This window comes from Alkalihalobacillus phoenicis, assembly GCF_047302405.1.
Classification (GTDB): domain Bacteria; phylum Bacillota; class Bacilli; order Bacillales; family Bacillaceae_D; genus Alkalihalobacillus.
Map to the genome: position 1 here is coordinate 661,846 of NZ_CP154853.1, position 19,074 is coordinate 680,919.

The 19,074-nt window shown below is 38.0% G+C and carries 20 protein-coding genes and 1 riboswitch; of the genes, 17 read left to right on the forward strand and 3 right to left on the reverse strand.

Going from position 1 to position 19,074, the window contains the following annotated elements:
* Positions 1 to 11 precede the first annotated feature (11 nt).
* From AA0017_RS02935 to AA0017_RS02945, 3 genes are read right to left on the reverse strand one after another with little or no spacing between them, the layout of a single operon-like run.
* Complete coding sequence (locus AA0017_RS02935) at positions 12 to 1,559, reverse strand: hypothetical protein (RefSeq protein WP_413379368.1); 1,548 nt, start codon at positions 1,557 to 1,559, stop codon at positions 12 to 14.
* Positions 1,556 to 2,023: a hypothetical protein gene (locus AA0017_RS02940; protein WP_413379370.1), complete on the reverse strand. Its 468-nt coding sequence runs from the start codon at positions 2,021 to 2,023 to the stop codon at positions 1,556 to 1,558. The genes AA0017_RS02935 and AA0017_RS02940 overlap by 4 nt, the downstream gene beginning before the upstream one ends.
* Positions 2,020 to 2,460 (reverse strand): type IV pilus modification PilV family protein, encoded by a 441-nt coding sequence (locus AA0017_RS02945; RefSeq protein ID WP_413379372.1) that lies wholly within the window; start codon positions 2,458 to 2,460, stop codon positions 2,020 to 2,022. Before AA0017_RS02945 ends, AA0017_RS02940 begins: the two co-directional genes overlap by 4 nt.
* A 198-nt stretch (positions 2,461 to 2,658) precedes the next feature.
* Here AA0017_RS02945 and AA0017_RS02950 point away from each other — a divergent pair, with 198 nt between their 5' ends.
* The 17 genes from AA0017_RS02950 (at position 2,659) to AA0017_RS03030 (ending at position 18,972) form a co-directional block, all read left to right on the forward strand.
* A complete protein-coding gene (locus AA0017_RS02950; RefSeq protein ID WP_413382353.1) occupies positions 2,659 to 4,326 on the forward strand; it encodes a GspE/PulE family protein in 1,668 nt (555 codons plus the stop codon).
* Positions 4,327 to 4,341: 15 nt separating this feature from the next.
* Positions 4,342 to 5,382 carry a type IV pilus twitching motility protein PilT gene (locus AA0017_RS02955; RefSeq protein WP_413379375.1) on the forward strand — a complete coding sequence of 347 codons (1,041 nt, stop codon included), beginning with the start codon at positions 4,342 to 4,344 and terminating at the stop codon, positions 5,380 to 5,382.
* Positions 5,382 to 6,590: a type II secretion system F family protein gene (locus tag AA0017_RS02960; protein WP_413379377.1), complete on the forward strand. Its 1,209-nt coding sequence runs from the start codon at positions 5,382 to 5,384 to the stop codon at positions 6,588 to 6,590. The genes AA0017_RS02955 and AA0017_RS02960 overlap by 1 nt, the downstream gene beginning before the upstream one ends.
* A 192-nt stretch (positions 6,591 to 6,782) precedes the next feature.
* Positions 6,783 to 6,866: riboswitch (cyclic di-GMP riboswitch) on the forward strand.
* 89 nt (positions 6,867 to 6,955) lie between these two features.
* Positions 6,956 to 7,396, forward strand: coding sequence for a type II secretion system protein (locus AA0017_RS02965; protein ID WP_413379379.1), 441 nt, complete (start codon positions 6,956 to 6,958; stop codon positions 7,394 to 7,396).
* Positions 7,397 to 7,516: 120 nt separating this feature from the next.
* Complete coding sequence (locus AA0017_RS02970; protein ID WP_413379381.1) at positions 7,517 to 8,278, forward strand: prepilin peptidase; 762 nt, start codon at positions 7,517 to 7,519, stop codon at positions 8,276 to 8,278.
* A 36-nt stretch (positions 8,279 to 8,314) separates the two neighbouring features.
* A complete protein-coding gene (gene pilM, locus AA0017_RS02975; protein WP_413379383.1) occupies positions 8,315 to 9,250 on the forward strand; it encodes a type IV pilus biogenesis protein PilM in 936 nt (311 codons plus the stop codon).
* Positions 9,250 to 9,804 (forward strand): hypothetical protein, encoded by a 555-nt coding sequence (locus AA0017_RS02980; protein ID WP_413379385.1) that lies wholly within the window; start codon positions 9,250 to 9,252, stop codon positions 9,802 to 9,804. The genes pilM and AA0017_RS02980 overlap by 1 nt, the downstream gene beginning before the upstream one ends.
* The gene (pilO, locus tag AA0017_RS02985; protein WP_413379387.1) at positions 9,801 to 10,550 is read left to right on the forward strand and encodes a type 4a pilus biogenesis protein PilO; all 750 of its coding nucleotides are present in this window, start codon (positions 9,801 to 9,803) and stop codon (positions 10,548 to 10,550) included. The genes AA0017_RS02980 and pilO overlap by 4 nt, the downstream gene beginning before the upstream one ends.
* Before the next feature lie 429 nt (positions 10,551 to 10,979).
* Positions 10,980 to 12,476: a hypothetical protein gene (locus AA0017_RS02990; protein WP_413379389.1), complete on the forward strand. Its 1,497-nt coding sequence runs from the start codon at positions 10,980 to 10,982 to the stop codon at positions 12,474 to 12,476.
* A gap of 105 nt (positions 12,477 to 12,581) precedes the next feature.
* Positions 12,582 to 13,178, forward strand: a complete 597-nt coding sequence (locus tag AA0017_RS02995) for a Maf family protein (RefSeq protein ID WP_413379391.1) — start codon at positions 12,582 to 12,584, stop codon at positions 13,176 to 13,178.
* Between the two features lie 4 nt (positions 13,179 to 13,182).
* Positions 13,183 to 13,875: a RadC family protein gene (gene radC / locus AA0017_RS03000; RefSeq protein ID WP_413379393.1), complete on the forward strand. Its 693-nt coding sequence runs from the start codon at positions 13,183 to 13,185 to the stop codon at positions 13,873 to 13,875.
* A gap of 159 nt (positions 13,876 to 14,034) precedes the next feature.
* Positions 14,035 to 15,075: a rod shape-determining protein gene (locus AA0017_RS03005; protein WP_413379395.1), complete on the forward strand. Its 1,041-nt coding sequence runs from the start codon at positions 14,035 to 14,037 to the stop codon at positions 15,073 to 15,075.
* Positions 15,076 to 15,090: 15 nt separating this feature from the next.
* A complete protein-coding gene (mreC, locus tag AA0017_RS03010) occupies positions 15,091 to 15,963 on the forward strand; it encodes a rod shape-determining protein MreC (protein ID WP_413379397.1) in 873 nt (290 codons plus the stop codon).
* Positions 15,963 to 16,484 carry a rod shape-determining protein MreD gene (gene mreD, locus AA0017_RS03015; protein WP_413379399.1) on the forward strand — a complete coding sequence of 174 codons (522 nt, stop codon included), beginning with the start codon at positions 15,963 to 15,965 and terminating at the stop codon, positions 16,482 to 16,484. Before mreC ends, mreD begins: the two co-directional genes overlap by 1 nt.
* 280 nt (positions 16,485 to 16,764) lie before the next feature.
* On the forward strand, positions 16,765 to 17,451 hold the full coding sequence (minC, locus tag AA0017_RS03020) for a septum site-determining protein MinC (RefSeq protein WP_413379401.1): 687 nt from the start codon (positions 16,765 to 16,767) through the stop codon (positions 17,449 to 17,451).
* A gap of 32 nt (positions 17,452 to 17,483) precedes the next feature.
* Positions 17,484 to 18,281, forward strand: coding sequence for a septum site-determining protein MinD (gene minD, locus AA0017_RS03025; RefSeq protein WP_413379403.1), 798 nt, complete (start codon positions 17,484 to 17,486; stop codon positions 18,279 to 18,281).
* A gap of 175 nt (positions 18,282 to 18,456) precedes the next feature.
* Positions 18,457 to 18,972 carry a type 1 glutamine amidotransferase domain-containing protein gene (locus AA0017_RS03030; protein WP_413379405.1) on the forward strand — a complete coding sequence of 172 codons (516 nt, stop codon included), beginning with the start codon at positions 18,457 to 18,459 and terminating at the stop codon, positions 18,970 to 18,972.
* Positions 18,973 to 19,074: the final 102 nt, after the last annotated feature.

Below are 19,074 nucleotides of genomic sequence, written 5' to 3' on the forward strand. Positions count from 1 at the left end.
CCTTTATTATATTAAGGAAAAGATGGAAAATATGGATCGAGATTTAAATGCTCTACTTGGTTGAATTGACCAGCATTAATAATTCTTGGTGTAAATACATCGTTTACTATTGTAATATACGTTAATTGACCATCAACCATAAAAGTGGTGTTTCCCATCCAATTATTTTCTGGCACCAATTTAATTTCTCTATTTATATAAGCATCGCTTTTTACTTCTATTGTAGTCATAGGATGTATTTCTAAGCCTTGTTTGGCATATAAATTTCCTTTAGAAAGTAAACGAGAACTTTGATACAATGTCAGTTTTTCAGTTAAGAATATATCCGTTGTACTATTAATTTCTCCTTGGAATTCTATAGTGGCCTGTCCTCCGATATAAATGGAAGCTCGAGAATTCAGTGAGGCTTCATTAGCTAGTTTAATAGAATCTTTGATAATTAAATCCTTTGTACTATTAATTTTTCCTCGGAATTTTATAGTGGTCTGCCCTCCGATATAAATGGAAGCACCAGAATTTAAAGAGGCATCTTCTTTCAAAGTTAATACTTCCTTAATGGTTAAATCATTGTTACTTGTTAAAGTCCCCTTATCACGAATTTCAGCACTTCCAACAGTTATTTCATTTGCAGTTATACTTGAATTAGTAGCTAATAATTTTAATTTGTTAGAGATAGTAAGACTATTATTAATGTTGACATGGAGGGCACTGTCTAATGTTAGATCAGTAGCGTATAGATTCTCCGCTGAAAGGTTACTGTTTTCTGAATGAAGTGTTATTTCTCCTGATGTATGTAACCAGTCAGAGACATACATATTTGAATGGTGTGTAATATCTATATTCGCTTCTGTGATGATAGACCCATTCTTCACTTCAAATGTATTTGCTCCGTTTATTTTTATATCATTTGTTATGATTTCTAATGTTGCATTGTGAATGGTTAAATTTTTACTCCAATTCAGAGTAATTACTCCTGAAGTTGGATTACATGAAAGGTCACCCCTGACATAAGCCGCTGACATTTCAGCATTACCGGAAAAATCTACTATTCCGTCTTTACAAATAATTGTTCCATTGATTGGAGGTAAAACGATTTCTCCTCCATCATCGTCTTCTTCCTCCACTGGTAAAACAACCGTCATCTTCCGCTTGGTCATTTGAATTGGTTCTTCACTTTCATTTACTGTTACTTCGACTAGATTGTTGTTTATTAAATCGATGCTGTAAGCCTGATTTAATAATACTTTACTTGTAGATTCTTCGTTTTGAATGAGTGTTCCCTCTTCAATTTTATACGCAATGGCTCTTTCGCCATTTATTACAATGAGCACTTCGCCGTCCTTAGTCAACTCACTCGCATTCTCGATATTTCTCTTCATCTCTGCAATTCCTGCTTGTAATTCAATCCGTTCGCTTACTCCTTGTTGGAAGGTGTCTTGGGCGATGTTTTGTTGGAAAATAACATAGGTTGCACCTCCGAATATAAGGGTAATGAGTGTGAGGGCAGCGAGTAATTCGATTATGGAAAGTCCTTGTTCATTTCTCCACCATTTCCTCATGAGGCACCTCCGTTTTTCGGTTTTGTTTCCCAATTGATAATGTCTAGTTGTTGCACTTGGTTACCTTGTTTGATTAAGTGAAAAGTAGCTTCGGTGACCATGTTTTGAATACTTTCTTCTTCCCCTTTTGTAGCAGTACTTGTAATGAACAGTTGTTCAGCGTTTATTTCACAATTTATTGAAAGGGAATATCCGTTCATTTCAGTTGTTAATTCAGGTGGCAAAATACAGTTGTTAGACTCAAGCTGGAGTACTTTTGCTTGCTCCTCATAAATGAAACTAATCATTTGCTCCACCCCAGCTTCGGCGGCAAAAGTAGCGGTCATTTGCTCCGTACGAATTGAGTTTCCTTTAAATTCGCTCGTTAACGTTTGAAGAACAAGCAATAAACCTAATAAAGCTACCGTTGTAAAAATGAGCACCATTGGGAGGGCCATGCCTTTTTGGTTATGTATCTTCTTCATTCTGATGTCACCTCACCACCGATAAATAAGTTCGTCATCAACGTAATTGGTGTTGTATAGAGTGGACTTGAGGAGTTTTTGGCTGCGACCGTTACGCTTACCTCAATAAGATGCTCATTTTGAGGGTTTATTTGTAATGTGACGACAAAATCTTCATTACGTGTACTAGATTCATAGTTTTCATAGTCAAATTCACTGTCTATTGAACCTAAAGCTAAATCACGTGCAGCACGGATTTTTTCAAGTTCACTTTGAGCAAGAAAGGTCGCTTCTACTTTTTCAGAATTCACTTCGCTCGCTTTTATTCCATTACCGAGTACAAAAGCAAAGGAAAGTCCAAAAATTAAGAGGAGTGTTAACGAAACGATGACTTCTATTAAAGTGAAACCCTTTGAATGGTTGATTATTTTTTTAGGTGAGAAGCTAAATGAATTCATAAGATTTCCCCTTATTTTGACATGGAAATAATAAAATCTGTTACTTTCTAATTTAATCTCTTTATTATACAATAATGAGAAAGAACTAGATATAAAGTAACTTAATTTTTGTAGGTAGTTTTATATAAATAGAATTTTATGCGAATAATCATTCTTTTTAACTGGGAAGTAAAGACTGAAATGAAGGGATTTGGAACAATGGCGGTTAAACAAAGAAAACGGTTAGGGGATTTGTTAGTTGATGCCAATTTAATTTCGGTCCAGCAGCTACAGCGAGCGTTAGCGGTCAAGAAGCCAGGACAAAAGTTAGGAAATTATTTAGTCCATGAACAATTAATTACAGAGGAGCAACTTGTCGATGTGCTTGAAGTTCAACTTGGCATTAGTCGAGTAAGTTTAAATCGTTTTCCGTTTGAACCGCACTTGTTTCGATTCGTACCTAAAGATTTTGCCTCCAAAAATGAGTTGATCCCATTAAGTCAAAATGGCAATAAAATTGTGGTCGCGATGGCCGATCCAATGGATTTTTTTGCGATTGAAGATTTACGAATGATGACGTCGTTTCAAATTGAGCCTGTGTTAGCTTTACGGGAAGAGATCGTGCGAGCGATTGAGCGGTATTACCAGCTTGATAGCTCAGTCGTTAAAGAACTGTCACAAGAAGCAGAAAAGGATTTAAATGACGTGGATGAGCAAATATCGGACGAAGCGGCACCGATGATTCAGCTCGTCAATCAAGTATTGTTTTCAGCACATAAACAACGGGCAAGTGACATTCATATTGAACCATTTGAAAATCGTGTGTTTATTCGCTACCGTATTGACGGCCGGTTAAAGACTGTTCGTACGTTTCCAAAAGGGATTCATTCCGCTTTGAACGCAAGGGTTAAAATTATGGCGAACTTAAACATTACCGATAATCGTTTGCCACAAGATGGTCGGACGAAGTTTTCGATTGAAGGAGAAGTGATGGATTTACGTATTTCCACCTTGCCGACGATTTTTGGTGAAAAGATTGTGATTCGTTTATTAAACGCAAGTCAGCTCGTCTTGAATTTATCGGAATTAGATTTTAATGGATATAATTTAGCGACTTTTCGTAAGTTAATCGAGCAACCATCGGGATTAATTCTCTTAACAGGTCCGACAGGTTCAGGGAAAACGTCAACATTATATACAGCCCTTCAGCATCTTAATAAAGAAGAAAGCAATATTGTGACGATTGAAGATCCAGTTGAATATCAGCTTGAAGGTATTAATCAAGTACAAGTGAATAACCAATTTGGACTTAATTTTGCGACCGGATTACGTTCAATCTTAAGGCAAGATCCAAACATTGTGATGATTGGTGAAATTCGTGATAAAGAAACAGCAGAGATTGCGATTCGTGCCTCATTAACGGGACATCTCGTTTTTAGTACTTTACATACGAATGATGCGATTGCTTCAATTCCGCGGTTGATCGATATGGGAATGGAGCCTTATTTAGTTGTCTCGGCTTTATCGGGTGTCGTTACGCAACGTTTAGTTAGGAAAGTATGTAGTCACTGTAAAGAGAGTTATGAACCGACTGTCATGGAAAAAGAACTATTAGAAAAATATCAAATCGTGACTAATAAGATTTATCGCGGAAAAGGTTGTCCTGCTTGTGATGATAGTGGTTATCAAGGAAGAATGGCGATTCATGAGCTCTTCCAATTGGACCAAGGATTAAGAGAACTTTTGATGAATCAGCAATCATTACATGCAGTTAGGGAAGAAGCGAAAAACAAAGGCATGGTTTTATTAGTAGAAGATGGCTTAAGAAAAGTCGAAGCTGGATATACAACGATTGAAGAAGTATTAAAGGTAGCTTTTGACCATTAATGGGGGTGGGGGAAATTGAAGAAAAAAGTGGAGAGGTTGTTGACGGAAGCTTTTGATAAAGGGGCTTCTGATATTCATCTTACAGTTGGGATTCCAGCCATGTTTCGTATAAATGGAGAGTTACAAAAAGCGAATGATCTTATGATAAAGCCTGATGATACAAAAGATATGGCGAAAGCGTTAATCCCAACGAATCTCTGGGAGCAATTTAAAGAGAAGAAGGATTTAGACTTTTCCTATGGGATTGCAAACGTATCCCGCTATCGTGTGAATGCTTATTATCAGCGTGGTTGTGTCTGCCTAGCGATTCGAGTTGTCCCAACGTCCATACCTAGTTTAGAAGAGTTGAATATGCCTGATGTGTTAAAGGAGCTCTCCCAAAAACCGCACGGCCTTGTCTTAGTAACAGGTCCAACTGGTAGTGGGAAGTCGACGACATTGGCATCGATGATTGATTATGTGAACCGGAACTTTAACCGTCATATTATTACATTAGAAGATCCGATTGAATATTTACATAAACACCAAAAATGTGTGATTAATCAACGTGAGGTTGGGTCAGATACGAATAATTTTGCGAACGGGTTAAAAAGTTGTTTACGACAGGATCCGGATATCATTCTCGTCGGTGAGATGCGAGATAATGAGACAATTGCCACGGCGATAACGGCTGCAGAAACCGGGCATCTTGTGTTAGGGACTCTTCACACAACCGATGCGGCTTCAACGATTGATCGGATCATTGATGTGTTCCCTCATACCCAGCAAGCTCAAGTCCGAATTCAACTTGCCTCGGTGTTAAGAGGGGTCATTACCCAACGTTTATTTAAGCAAAAAAACTTTTCAGGCCGAGTCGCAGCAACGGAAATTTTAATAAACAATGGGGCAGTACGTAATTTAATTCGTAATGAGAAAATTTACCAAATACGCAGTGTAATGCAAACGAGCCGAGCTCAAGGGATGCATACATTAGAGATGTCAATTAATCAACTGATTAAAGAAAATCATGTTAGCAAAGAAACGGTCTTACCTTATTTGACTGAAGGAGCGGTTTAATGGGGCTTTATTCATACCAAGGAAAAAAAGTGAATGGAGAAAAAGTGCTTGGGAAACTACAAGCGAAAACGATAAAAGAGGCAAGACTTCAGCTAAAGGAGCAAGGGGTTATCGTCCTGCAGCTTGATCCGATAAATGAATTATTATTTAAAGAGCTCGATCTCGGGTTAAAAAAAGTTAAAACTCAAGATTTTGTCTTGTTTTTACGGCAATTCTCCACTTTGTTAAAAGCTGGAATTCCGATCGTTGCGGCGACAAATATATCCGCTGAGCAAACGACGAGTAAGGCATTAAAGGGAGCATTAGCAGGGGTAACAGAGGATGTAAACAGTGGAATCTCTTTATCAGAAGCAACGAAAAAGCATCCCGCGATTTTTCCAGAATTATTTGTGAATATGGTTTATGCCGGAGAAATGGGTGGAAATCTCGATGATATTTTAGAACGGCTTGCCGATGATTATGAAAAGCAGTATCGAACGAAACAAAAAATCACTGCCGCGATGACCTATCCACTCGTAGTTAGTTTATTTGCGTTAGTAGTAGTTGTTTTTCTCTTAACCGTTATCGTTCCGATGTTTGCTAGTATGTTTGCCAACATGAATCAGCAACTCCCGTTAATTACAATTATTGTCATGAGAGCTGGTGAAATGATTAGTGAATTCTGGTGGCTTCTGTTAGGAATGGGGATCATAATCGGAACGATGCTCGTCTTGGTTAAAAATGATCGGAAATATCGCTATTATTTTGATCTATTTATTTTGAAAATTCCTGTACTTGGGAAACTTGTTCAAAAAGCAGTATTAGCCCGAATTACAAGGCTTTTAAGTTCTCTTTTTGCTAGCTCGGTGCCGATTATAAATGCCGTTGAGGTTGTGGAAAGAATTGTTGATAATGAGGTCGTGAATCGAGTCTTAAAAGATGCTCGCCTTCATCTCGAAAAAGGAGAATCGATTGCTGTTCCTATGAAAGCTCATTGGGTGTTCCCGCCACTCGTTACTCAACTGATAACAGTAGGCGAAAGAACTGGTACTTTGGATACGATGTTGGAAAAAGTGGCAGATTATTACGAAGCTGAAGTCGATACCGGAACCGACCAATTAAAAGCGTTTATCGAACCCGTCATGATTGTAGGACTAGCCGTCATTGTCGGTACAATCGTCATGGCGATAATCATTCCGATGTTTACTCTTTTTCAACATATTGGGTAAAAAACTTCTGTGATGAAGATAAGCGGAAAAAGCTTTATCTTAGGCAGTCAATCTTTTTTATTTTTGAATAAAAAAGACTAGACAAATAGACCTAATTTAGATAAGATTCTCTTAGATTCATTTTGTTCGATATATTGAATAAACAAATTAAAATAGCTAACTCTTAATGGTTTAATAGCTTTTTTAACAACTTATAAAATTGGATGTGTTGATCGATTATCTGTATGTGGGCACTTGGATAGTCAGGAGCAAGTAGTGCAACCGGCCAAGTTTGTAAATAAAGTAATTGGCCTTTTTGTATGGACAATTACAAACACAATCTTAGCATCAAAAACAATACCAATTATTATGAGGAGGAAAAAAGGATGAAAAAGTTATTACAAAGAGTAAAAAACGAACGAGGATTGACATTAGTTGAATTACTAGCAGTCGTTGTTATTTTAGGGATCATTGCAGCTATTGCTATTCCGAGTATTGGAAATATTATTGAGAATAGTAAGAAGGATGCAGCGGTAGCGAATGCTCAGCAGATTTTGAGTGCTGCGACGTTGTATAAGGCTGGGACTAGTGGGGCGTCAGGAGATTTAGCTCATAATGTTTTAGGTGATTACTTAGATGGAGGAGTTGTTACAGATCCCTGGGATACTAGTGAAGATGGTAACATTGATGATTATACAGTGACTGTTGGGGCTGGCACAAATGGTGCCGATGCTGTATCTATTAATTTTTCAGGAGAATGTGAAATAAACGAGAAAACTTCTCAAGAGCTTACTTCATTAGGTAGAGAGGCGTGCACTACCGAATAGTAAACTAAATTTAATCTATATAATAGTAATAGTCTTAAAATAAAAGACAAAAAGCCTATCCTTACAGATAGGCTTTTTCCATAAAATCTTTCAACTAGTCATTAAAAAGGAGGAGCGGGTGTGGAGCTGTTTATCATTATCTATTTAGCGGTACTCGGGCTTTGTTTAGGCTCGTTTTATAATGTAGTCGGTTTGCGGTTGCCTAACGGAAATTTATTCACTCGAGCTCGTTCTTATTGTCCGAGCTGTGATCGAACTTTACAAGCACAGGATTTATACCCGCTTTTCTCTTATCTATTTTTGCGGGGGAAATGTCGGAGCTGTCAGGCACCGATTTCTCCGCTTTATCCACTGATTGAACTGAGTACAGCGACTTTATTTGTTTTTGCTTTTTGGCAATTCGGGTTTGATTTGGAGCTTCTTGTCGCTCTCCTATTAATCTCGTTATTGATGATTATTATCGTGACGGACATCCGATATATGCTGATTCCCAATAAGCTATTGCTCTTTTTTAGTCCTTTTTTTATCGGGCTTCGGTTGTTTGTTGTCCCTTTTGAACATTGGTGGGAGCTACCTTTAGGAGCGGCTGTTGGGTTTGGTTTATTACTCTTAATCGCTGTCATTAGTAAAGGCGGCATGGGCGGTGGCGATGTGAAATTATTCGCCCTTCTTGGTGCAACCCTTGGTTTTGAATTGGTTTTGTTAGCGTTTATTTTCTCCTGTTTTTTTGGTGCGGCGATTGGTGGAGTTTTGATGCTAACTGGAAAAATAAAGCGAAAACAACCGATTCCGTTTGGTCCCTTTATCGTACTCGGCACATTACTCAGTTATTTTTACGGACATGACTTGATTCAGTGGTATTTGCATATAAGTGGTTTTTAACAAAAAGAGAGATCATTAAAGTTCGGAGTGAACAGTATGGGGTTTTTATCATTATTTAAACAAAAGCGTCGTCATGCCCTGATTTTAAAAGATCATGTGATTCGATACATAGGAAGTACAAAGCCTGAGCATGAATCAATTACAACAATCGATGAGATTATTTTACCAGCAGGGCTTATCCATGACGGATTAATTGTGCAAGAGGAAGAGTTAATAGAGTTACTTAGCCCATATATCGAAAAGTGGGGGTTGAAAAACGAAAAAATCCAAATTTGTATTCCTGACAGTCAGCTCATTATTCGTCGTCACCAAGTTAAAAAAGGTCTAAGTAAGGAAGAGATTAAAGGACAACTTTATCATGAACTTGGTGAAACGTTGCTTTTACCATGGGAGGATCCGATTTTTGATGTTCATACGATTGAAAAAGGAAAAAAAGAGGATGAGGTTTTATTATTTGCTGTCCAGGAGAAAGTTGTTCAGCAATTGATTCTTTTTTTCGGAAAGTTGTCCATTGAACTGAATGCCCTCGATGTTCGTTCTCTTTGTAGTTACCGTTTGTTTTCGGAGCAATTTACGTGTGAGGAACAAGAGGAACAGCTTTTAGTACAAATGGATCAACATTCTTTGACGTTTACTGTTTTTCAAAAGGGACGGCCGTTGTTTTTTAGACATATTTTTCAAGAGTCGGTCGAATTTATGGCTGAAGAGGATCCTGTTTTTTCTTATGTCGAACAGGCCTATCAAGAGATTGAACGGGTGATTAACTTTTATCGTTTCAATGTTAGAGTCGGGAAAGGAAAATACTCTCATCTCTTCTTATGTGGCGATCATCAGAACCTATCAGACTTAAAAAATTATTTAGCCGAACAGTTAGATTTTCCTGTCATCCAGTATAAAAAGCTGGCTGAAGATGAGTCTAATGCTCGCTACTATGACAGTTATGGGCTTGTTTTGAAAAAAGAGGTGCATTGATGCTTGAGGTAAATTTACTCCCTGAAAAACGAAAACGTGATATAACGCCACTGTTTATCTTCCTAATTATTTTATTGTATCTCATCTTTATGGTCGTCTTTACAATGAATCAGGCACAGCATGCTAAAACAAAGGTAGTTGACAATCAGCAACTATTAAATGAAGTTCAACTCGAGATCGCAACGCTCAACCAGAGTTCGACAGCCCTGAATATGTCGGAAGAGAAAAAATGGAATATGGCTGTATTAAGGTTAGAAAAAGACATTTCTTATGTGCCGAGTGTGATGCAAGAGATGGTTCGCTTATTGCCGGCTAATGTTGTTTTTTTCGACTTTCAACTGAATGGACCTTTATTTATTGAAATGAATGTCGAGTTTGAACAAACAGAGGAAATGGCTGCTTATCAAAATGAGTTGAAACAGTCAGAGGTCGTCGACGAGGTTTGGGTTTTAGAAGTGAGGACAGAAGAAGGGGCAGATGACCGTTCTTATACAGCAACTTTTCAAGTCCAGTTAAATCAAGCTAACTTAGAAAAATTAGGTGAGAGCAAATGAGATTATTTTGGCCTAAAAAAAGAATTTTATTTTTGGTGCTCTTTTTTTCGCTCGTCCTTTTAGTTCATTTGTATTTGTATTTTTCGCTCGTTCGACCACATAGTGAACAGGCGGCAAGGATAGATGAGCAGTTGAAGGTGGAGCAAGAGACGTTGCAACTTTTGGTTGGAAGAGAGGCACAACAAGATGTTGACGTTGAACTTGAATACAATGTAGAGCAATTACAGGAAAAGCTTCCAAGTGAGCCATGGCAAGACTATTTTTTCGTTTTGTTAAACGGAATTAGTGAGAATACGTCGACTGAGATTCGTTCTATGACAGTGGAGACACAAGCTAGTGCCGATTTGTCTGGAGCGATTATCGCTGAGATGGAAGAAAATGAAACGGAATTAAATGAGATAAATGAAGAAGTAGATGTGAATAACGAGAGTGACAGTGTTAATCAGCAATTTGACGAAGAACTGGCTGTAGTTGAAGGACTTGCATCATTTCGGTTATCTCTTCAGTTAGAAGCACCGAATTATAATAGTCTCATTTCGTTTGTGGAAGACTTGCAGCAGCTCGATCGAATTGTTAAAGTAGACAGTTTTAATTTTAGAGAAACGAATGATGGTGAGGAGAGCCAACTCACTGCCTCACTAGTCGTTTCAACATTCTATTATCCTGAAATGGTAGAAATCGCTTCAGAATACGAACCAAACATCAATTATTCGAATCGCTCGGAGAAAGAGGATCCTTTTCGTTAAGCGAATCTTGATTAATGGAAGAGTCTAGAGGAAATAAACGTCACATTTTAAAGCTGATGAGAGTCGAAAGCTGACATCTCGTTGGCTTTTTTGTTGTTTGCTTTTGAAGTGGAGATTATTCGTAACATAAAATGGGCAAAGCTGAGGTTAAGGTACGAATAGTGGTTGATAGGTAATGAAAAATTGTGATAGCGAAGATTACGGTGCGAATAATGATTAATAGGTAATGAAAAAACAGCAAAGCAAAGACTAGGGTACGAATACCAAGCAATGGGTCATAAAACTCTCACAGCCATTCATTTAATCTGCTATCATATCCTCTGCACAAAAGAATCCTATTTTTGAAAATATTTTTGAATTCTAGTTCTATCATCCCCTTAAGTTTAATAGAATAGATTTAAGAAGATAACGTGAAAGGGGATCTTTTTCATGGGAAGCGAACAGGAGAAGCGGACGATTTCAATAAAACTCAATCAGCCAGTGAAGAAGGTGGATTTGTCTAGTAAACAAGTAACAAACCGACAGCTGCAACAACAAATCGAAGAACGACAAGAAGTGCAGCCGATAAAAGTGGAAAAAAAGAAAGAAGGAAAAGAAAAAGCCCAAAAGAAAACGCAGTTATCTGATGAAATTCGCCCCCTTGAGAAAAGAAACGATAAAGAGCCATTCACAGAGCAATATAAAACTGAAACCGTCAAGTCGTTTCCGGCTCAATATAAAAATGACGTCATTCGACCATTTCCAAATAAACAGAAAAAAGAAATGGTGAACTCGGACAAGCCAAAAGAGAATGTGAGACCGTTACCGCATATTTTCCCTGAACCGAATAATGCTCAACTTCAGAATCAGGAAAAGACAGAGAAAGTTGCTTACGATAAAAAATGGAAAGAGACCGCATCTCAACAAAGCCAAAAAGTCGATTCGCAAACCGATCATAGTCAGAGTTACCAAAATGCGACTGAGATGGGAGCCTCATCTGAAATGGAGTTAGAAGTTCCGTTACCAAATCAAAAGGTAATTGATTTTGGGCAGCTTCAGGAGGAACGGAAACGAAACGCGGATCCGTTTTGGGATGATGGAAACCGTGAGCAAGGACCGAGCTTGCCATATAAACGGAAAAAGAAGAAAAAAGGGAATTTTTCATTTCAGGATTTTCCAGTAATGACGGTCATGGCGATTTTTTCAGCTATTATTGTTGGGTTAAGTTTTGGGTTTGTGATTAAGACGATTTTTACTGGGGAAAGTGATGTGTCAATAACACAAAATGGAGCCGTACCTGTTATGAGCAATAATGGTGTTGATGCAGGTGCGACCAATCATCAGCTTCAATGGCCACGACTCACAGCTGAAGTTGTACAAGCAGGTGCGTTTTCGACTCTTGAAAAAGGAAATGAAATGAACGAACAAATGTTATCAAACGGGTTTCCGGCTGTATTATTAGCGGATACAGAGAGTTTTTATTTATTTATTGGACTTGCTGCTGATCGAGCCGAAGCACAAAATGTCAGTGCCTATTTTGTCGGTGAAGGACAAGAAACGTATGTAAAAACGTACCAAATTAATGGCGATTCAGTGCCCCCTTCAGTCGAAAGCCAAGCTTGGTTTGAGGAGGCGACTCAGTTATTTCAGCAACTTTCTACTTTATCTGCGGCTGCTTTAACAAAGGAAGCGATGATTTCAGCCTCACAGCTTGATGCTTCGACAAATAAAGTCAATACTTTGTCAGAACAACGAGATGCCGCCTTTTCTGATTTGCCAGATGAGATAAAACCATACGCATTAGAGATGGCAGACCGGTTAAAAGAAGCGAATACCGCGTTAGTCTCTTATAATGAAAGTCAAAGTACATCTGATGCCATTAAAGTCCAGCAAGCTTTATTATCGGTTTTAAATAATTATTCGCTTATGATGAATACGAAAGAATAATTAGTTAAATATTCAGACATATGATGTTGTTGTGATTAGCTAAATTTGGTATTATGAAGATAACCTTGTACAATAAGAGAAAAACTTATTGGTGAGGTGCCCTTCATGATACCTTTCATTTTGGCCTCAAGTTCCCCGAGGCGTCAAGAATTGTTGAAGCAAGTAAATTATTCTTTTGAGATTATAACAAAAGACACATCTGAACAAGTGGAAGAAAACCTACTCCCAGAGAAGCTCGTCTTACAATTAGCAAACCGAAAAGCAGAAGCTGTATTTGTTGATCATCCTGATAAAATTGTTTTAGGAGCCGATACGATAGTGGCAAAGGCAGGTAGCATACTCGGTAAACCCGAGAGTAAAGAGGAAGCCTTCCAAATGTTAAAGCTCCTTTCTGGTAGTAAACATTCTGTTTATACAGGAGTGACGATTTTATCACGCGATCAAACTCAACATTTTTATCAACAAACCGATGTTGAGATGTATGAGCTTACAGATGATGAGATAATGCGTTATTTGAATAGTGGTGAGCCGATTGGTAAGGCGGGTTCTTATGCGATTCAAGGGTTAGGAGCTTATTTAGTTAAGGAAATAAAAGGCGATTATAATAATGTTGTTGGTTTACCATTAGCTAAAGTGATGAGAGCCTTAGCAGCGTATTCTATTTTTCCCGAAAATAAAAAATTGAATAGTTGGAAGGAGTAATCGATTGAACGAACAGCCTCTCCCCATTCGTGATGTCCCCGTAAGTGAACGCCCACGTGAACGTATGTTAAAAGACGGGATTCGAGCTTTGTCGAATCAAGAGTTATTAGCGATTTTATTAAGGTCAGGTACAAAGAATGAATCGGTCTTACAAATTGCTCAACAAGTTTTGAAGGTTTTTGATGGCATAACCTTACTAAAGGAAGCGACGATTGAAGAAATGTGTTCGTTAAAAGGGATCGGAATTGCTAAAGCTGTTGAATTAAGTGCAGCGATTGAATTAGGCAGGCGGATTCACAATTTTGTTCCAGCGGATCGGTATGTCATTCGCTCCCCAGAAGATGTCTCCAACTATGTGATGGAAGATATGCGCTTTTTAAAACAGGAACATTTTATGGCTCTTTATTTAAATACAAAAAATCAAGTCATTCATCGGCAAACACTGTTTATTGGTAGCTTAAATGCCTCAATTGTACACCCGCGAGAGGTTTTTAAAGAAGCCTTAAAACGTTCAGCCGCTTCGCTTATTTGTCTTCATAACCACCCTTCAGGAGACCCGACACCTAGTAAAGAAGATATTGATGTTACAACCCGCTTATCAGAAGCTGGACAAGTTCTAGGAATTGAATTATTGGATCATGTCATTATTGGTGACAGGAAATACATTAGCTTAAAGGAACAAGGGTATGTTAAATGAAGGAAGTTAAAAAGAATTGTTTCAATAAATAGAAAATAATGTTAGAAGTCATGGGAAAGATGTAAAATTACTTACGGGGAACTTAAGGCTATTTTTTTACTCAATTATTAGATATAATAAAGGGTATGATTTTGGATCATTGAAGGGAGATACATATAGATGTTTGGTGGTTTTTCAAAAGATATTGGGATTGATTTAGGGACGGCAAATACGCTTGTCTATGTTAAAGGTAAAGGAATTGTCGTGCGTGAGCCTTCGGTTGTTGCACTTCGTACAGATACAGGTTCTATTGAAGCAGTAGGAAATGATGCAAAAAATATGATCGGGCGTACGCCAGGGAATATTGTCGCGGTTCGTCCGATGAAAGATGGGGTTATTGCAGATTTTGATACAACAGCTACTATGTTGAAACATTTTATTCGACAAGCTGCTAAAAATCGTTCTATGTTTTCACGTCGACCGAATGTTATGGTCTGTGTACCAACAGGAATTACAGCAGTTGAAAAACGAGCGGTTGAAGATGCGACTAAACAAGCGGGAGCAAAGGAAGCTTATACATTAGAGGAGCCTTTTGCGGCAGCAATTGGAGCCGATTTACCCGTCTGGGAACCGACTGGTAGTATGGTCGTTGATATCGGTGGTGGTACAACGGAAGTCGCGATTATTTCATTAGGTGGGATCGTGACAAGTCAGTCGATTCGTGTCGCTGGTGATGAAATGGATGAAGCGATTATCCAATACGTTAAAAGAAATTATAATTTAATGATTGGAGAACGTACAGCCGAAACATTGAAGCTTGAGATTGGTTCAGCAGGAGCACCTGAAGGCGTGGATGATATGGATATTCGTGGACGTGATCTCTTAACGGGTTTGCCAAAAACACTTTCTGTAACAGCAGATGAAATTGCTGGGGCATTAGCTGATACGGTGACGACTATTATTGAGGCTGTGAAAAATACATTGGAGCAATCGCCGCCTGAGCTTGCTGCCGATATTATGGATCGTGGAATTGTTTTAACTGGTGGGGGAGCATATTTACGTAACTTAGATCAGGTATTAAGTGACGAGACGAATATGCCAGTTATCGTAGCGGAGAATCCATTAGATTGTGTCGCAATTGGTACAGGGAGAGCATTAGAAAATCTACATCTTTTCCGTTCAAAAGCTGGAATTACATCACGATCTGATAGAAAATCATAAGTAGGTGTTTCAAACATGCCATCTTTTTTTTCAAACAAAAAGTTAATTGTTCTCTTAGTCAGTATTATTATCTTGGTGGCGTTGATTGGTTTTTCCTTAAGCGACAGAGAACGAGTAACGGGTCCTGAGCAGATTATGCGTGATACCGTTGGTTGGGTACAATCCATTTTCTCAAAACCCGCTCATGCAGTAGCGGGTTTCTTTGAGAATGTTAGTGATATGAAGTATATCTATGAAGAGAATAAAGTGTTAAAAGCTAGGTTGGAAGAGTATGCCAAGATAACAGTAGAACGAAATCTGCTGCAAAATGAAAACGATACGTTGCGAGATATGCTTGAACTAGAAGAATCCTTACACGACTATTTATTGCGCCCAGCTGTTGTGATTCACCGTTATCCGGATAGATGGCAGGAACATATTGGTTTAAATCGTGGAACTCAACACGGAGTAGAAAACAATATGGCCGTTATCGATTCAAAAGGTGGATTGATTGGAAAAGTACAAAGTGTGAGTGAATTCAGCTCATATATTCAACTATTAACGGATAATGATCGGACAAACCGTGTATCAGCCCAAATCCAGTTAGATGAGCCAGAAACAGGTTTTGTAGAGGACTATGATGAGGAGCGAGGGCTTCTGATTATGAGGAAGCTGGATATCGATGCGGAAATTGAGTTGGATACGATGGTTGCAACATCTGGTTTGGGTGATGTCTATCCGGCTGGTCTAGAGATTGGAACAGTAGCGTTTGTGGAGCCTGATGAATATGGCTTAACACAAAATGTCTATATTGAACCAACAGCAGATTTTTCTGGTCTTGATTATGTTTATATCGTGGAACGAACTTCTGTCACTCTTGATCCAGCATTACTTGAGGAGGATGAATAATGAGTCGGTACTACCTCTCTTTGCTGCTCTTTTTTATTTTTATCGTAGAGGGGACGATTTTTCAATTCATCACTCAAGCGATTGAAGGTCAGTTTATAGTCGTCGCTAGGTTTGTTGTCGTTCTACTCGTTTTTATTGGAATATACTTAGGACGTTCTTCGAGTATTTTCTACGGGCTCATCTTCGGTTTGTTATATGATGTCGTTTATACCGATTTGTTAGGGGTCTATTTATTTGGATTTGGTTTAACTTGTTATTTGTTTTCCTTATCTTTTAAAAGGGTACAGGATAGTCTAGTCTTACCTTTATTACTATCTGTTGTAGCGGTTTGTTTTATTGAGTTTTATCAATATGGCTTATTTTTATTAATTGATATAACCGAGATGCCTGTTGCAACATTTCTTGAAACTCGATTATGGCCAACTTTAATTGGAAATCTGTGCTTTGCGATTATTATGTATTATCCAATTAAAAAACTTATTGCCCATATTGTGCAACAATCAAAATTAAGGGAGCGCTAATCTTTCTTTTTGATTAAAGCTAAAAAAGCTGGTGGACGAGTATTAAATGGGGGTAGGAGGGCAAGTATCCTCTTACTACATTTTAAGAAGCGTCACTTTGTCGAATCGGCTACAAGTCTTTACATGTACACTTATAAAACGTGTAAAATTAATTGTATTCTTTGCTAATTAGCAGGGTTTTTGTAAGTGCGTGTTGAATTAAGGTAGTAATGAAGATTTATGACTCTGTAAGATGGAAAGAAAGGCATTTAGAAGGGACGTGTGGTCTGAGGTGAACGTTATGACACAGAAAAAACAACATGTTACGATCAAAGGAACAAAAGACGGACTCATGTTCCTCCTTGATGACCATTGTGGATACAGCCAACTAATAACGGAATTAACGGAAAAGCTATCTTCCAAACATTATCAAAATAAGGACGGTCCCGTAGTGAATGTCAATGTTCATGTTGGGAACCGTTATTTAACAGATGCAGATAAAGAAGAATTAAAAGAAATTATCACAAAAGATTGTCATTTTTCGATCGAAAAAATCGAATCCAATGTTCTCTCTGTAGAGGAAGCAGAGCAAATTCGTAAACAATCAGAAATGATTACATTAACGAAAGTCATTCGCTCTGGACAAGTATTAAAAGTCACAGGTGATTTATTACTAGTCGGTGATGTTAATCCAGGCGGAATGGTTATGGCAACAGGAAATATTTATATTATGGGTGCTTTAAAAGGAATTGCTCACGCTGGGTTTGAAGGTAATGATGAAGCGGTTATTAGTGCTTCGCAAATGTCTCCGTCTCAATTAAGAATTGCCGATCAAATCTATCATTTTGAGAAAGAAGATGAAAAAGATTCAGAGATGGAAGCGGCTTTTATTGATCGTGAGTTAGCTGAAATTGTATTAGAAAAGGTTCAGCGACTAATCCGATATCGCCCTAATTTACAAAGGAATGAACATCAAATCATCGAATGAATGATATGTTAAGATAGAAAGGGGTAATGAGCGTGGGAGAGGCAATTGTTGTAACTAGCGGTAAAGGTGGGGTAGGTAAAACAACTACATCTGCTAACATCGGAACTGCTCTTTCGCTTGCTGGAAAGAAAGTTTGTTTAATAGACACTGATATCGGGTTACGAAATCTTGATGTCGTAATGGGACTTGAAAATCGAATTATTTACGATTTAGTTGATGTAGTTGAAGGCATTTGTAAAGTGAACCAAGCCTTAATTAAAGATAAACGTTTTGATCATTTATTTTTACTGCCAGCTGCCCAAACGAAAGACAAAACAGCTGTTGAACCAGAACAGATGAAAAAGATTATTGAGCAATTAAAACAAGATTTTGATTATATTGTCATTGATTGTCCTGCAGGAATTGAACAAGGTTTTCAAAATGCCATTGCTGGAGCTGATCAAGCAATTGTGGTCACAACACCAGAGCTGTCTGCAGTCCGCGATGCGGATCGAATTATTGGCTTATTAGAAAAGCAAGAAAACATCGCATCTCCTCGTTTAGTCATAAACCGAATTAGAGGACATATGATGAAAAATGGTGATATGTTAGATGTTGACGAAATTGTCTCTGTCTTAGGAATAGATTTATTAGGAATTGTCTTGGACGATGAAGAAGTGATTAGATGTGCAAATAATGGTGAACCAATTGCTCTACATAATACAAGTAAAGCTTCGATTGCTTATCGGAATATTTCAAGACGAATTTTAGGCGAAAGTGTTCCACTCATGTCGTTATCAGAAGACAAAGGAATGTTTACGAAGCTCAAGCAATTTTTTGGAGTAAGATAAATAGAAGCCACAGCCCTTTTGAAAAGGACTGTGGTTTTTTCGTCTTGGAAAATTAGCAAACTATGACAATTTCATGAAAGTAAGTTAATGAATAGTATGTAGAAGAGGGTGTTTAGTCTTTCATTTAGTGGGGAACATTACAAGTAGATTCCAATAAAGGAGTAGTGATGTTGAAATGGGTAAAAAAGTTGCCGTTGTTATCACAAATGAATTTGAGGACTCTGAATACACAGAACCTGTGAAGGCTTTAAAGGAAGCGGGCCATGAAGTGGTTAATATCGAAAAAGAAGCTGGAAATGAAGTAACGGGTAAAAGTGAAGGAGAAAAAGTCCAAATTGATAAAGGAATCGATGATGTTTCAGCAAAAGAGTTTGATGCCTTATTAATCCCTGGAGGTTTTTCACCTGATATTTTAAGAGCTGATGACCGTTTTGTTCGCTTTTCAAAAGAGTTTATGGATGAAAAAAAGCCGGTGATGGCGATCTGCCATGGACCTCAACTATTAATTACAGCGGAATCATTAGACGGTCGCGATGTCACAGGCTATAAATCGATTCACGTCGATCTAAAAAATGCGGGTGCTAAGCTTCATGATAAAGAAGTAGTCGTTTGCGGTGGACAACTTGTCACAAGTCGAACACCCGATGATATTCCAGCATTTATCCGTGAATCGTTAAATGTACTAAAATAAAATATCGGTAATAACAGCTATTCTGTAAGGGAGATTACCTTATGGAATAGCTTTTTATTGTGAGGAAACTAGAGTTGAATGAAACAGGTAAAGATATCAATG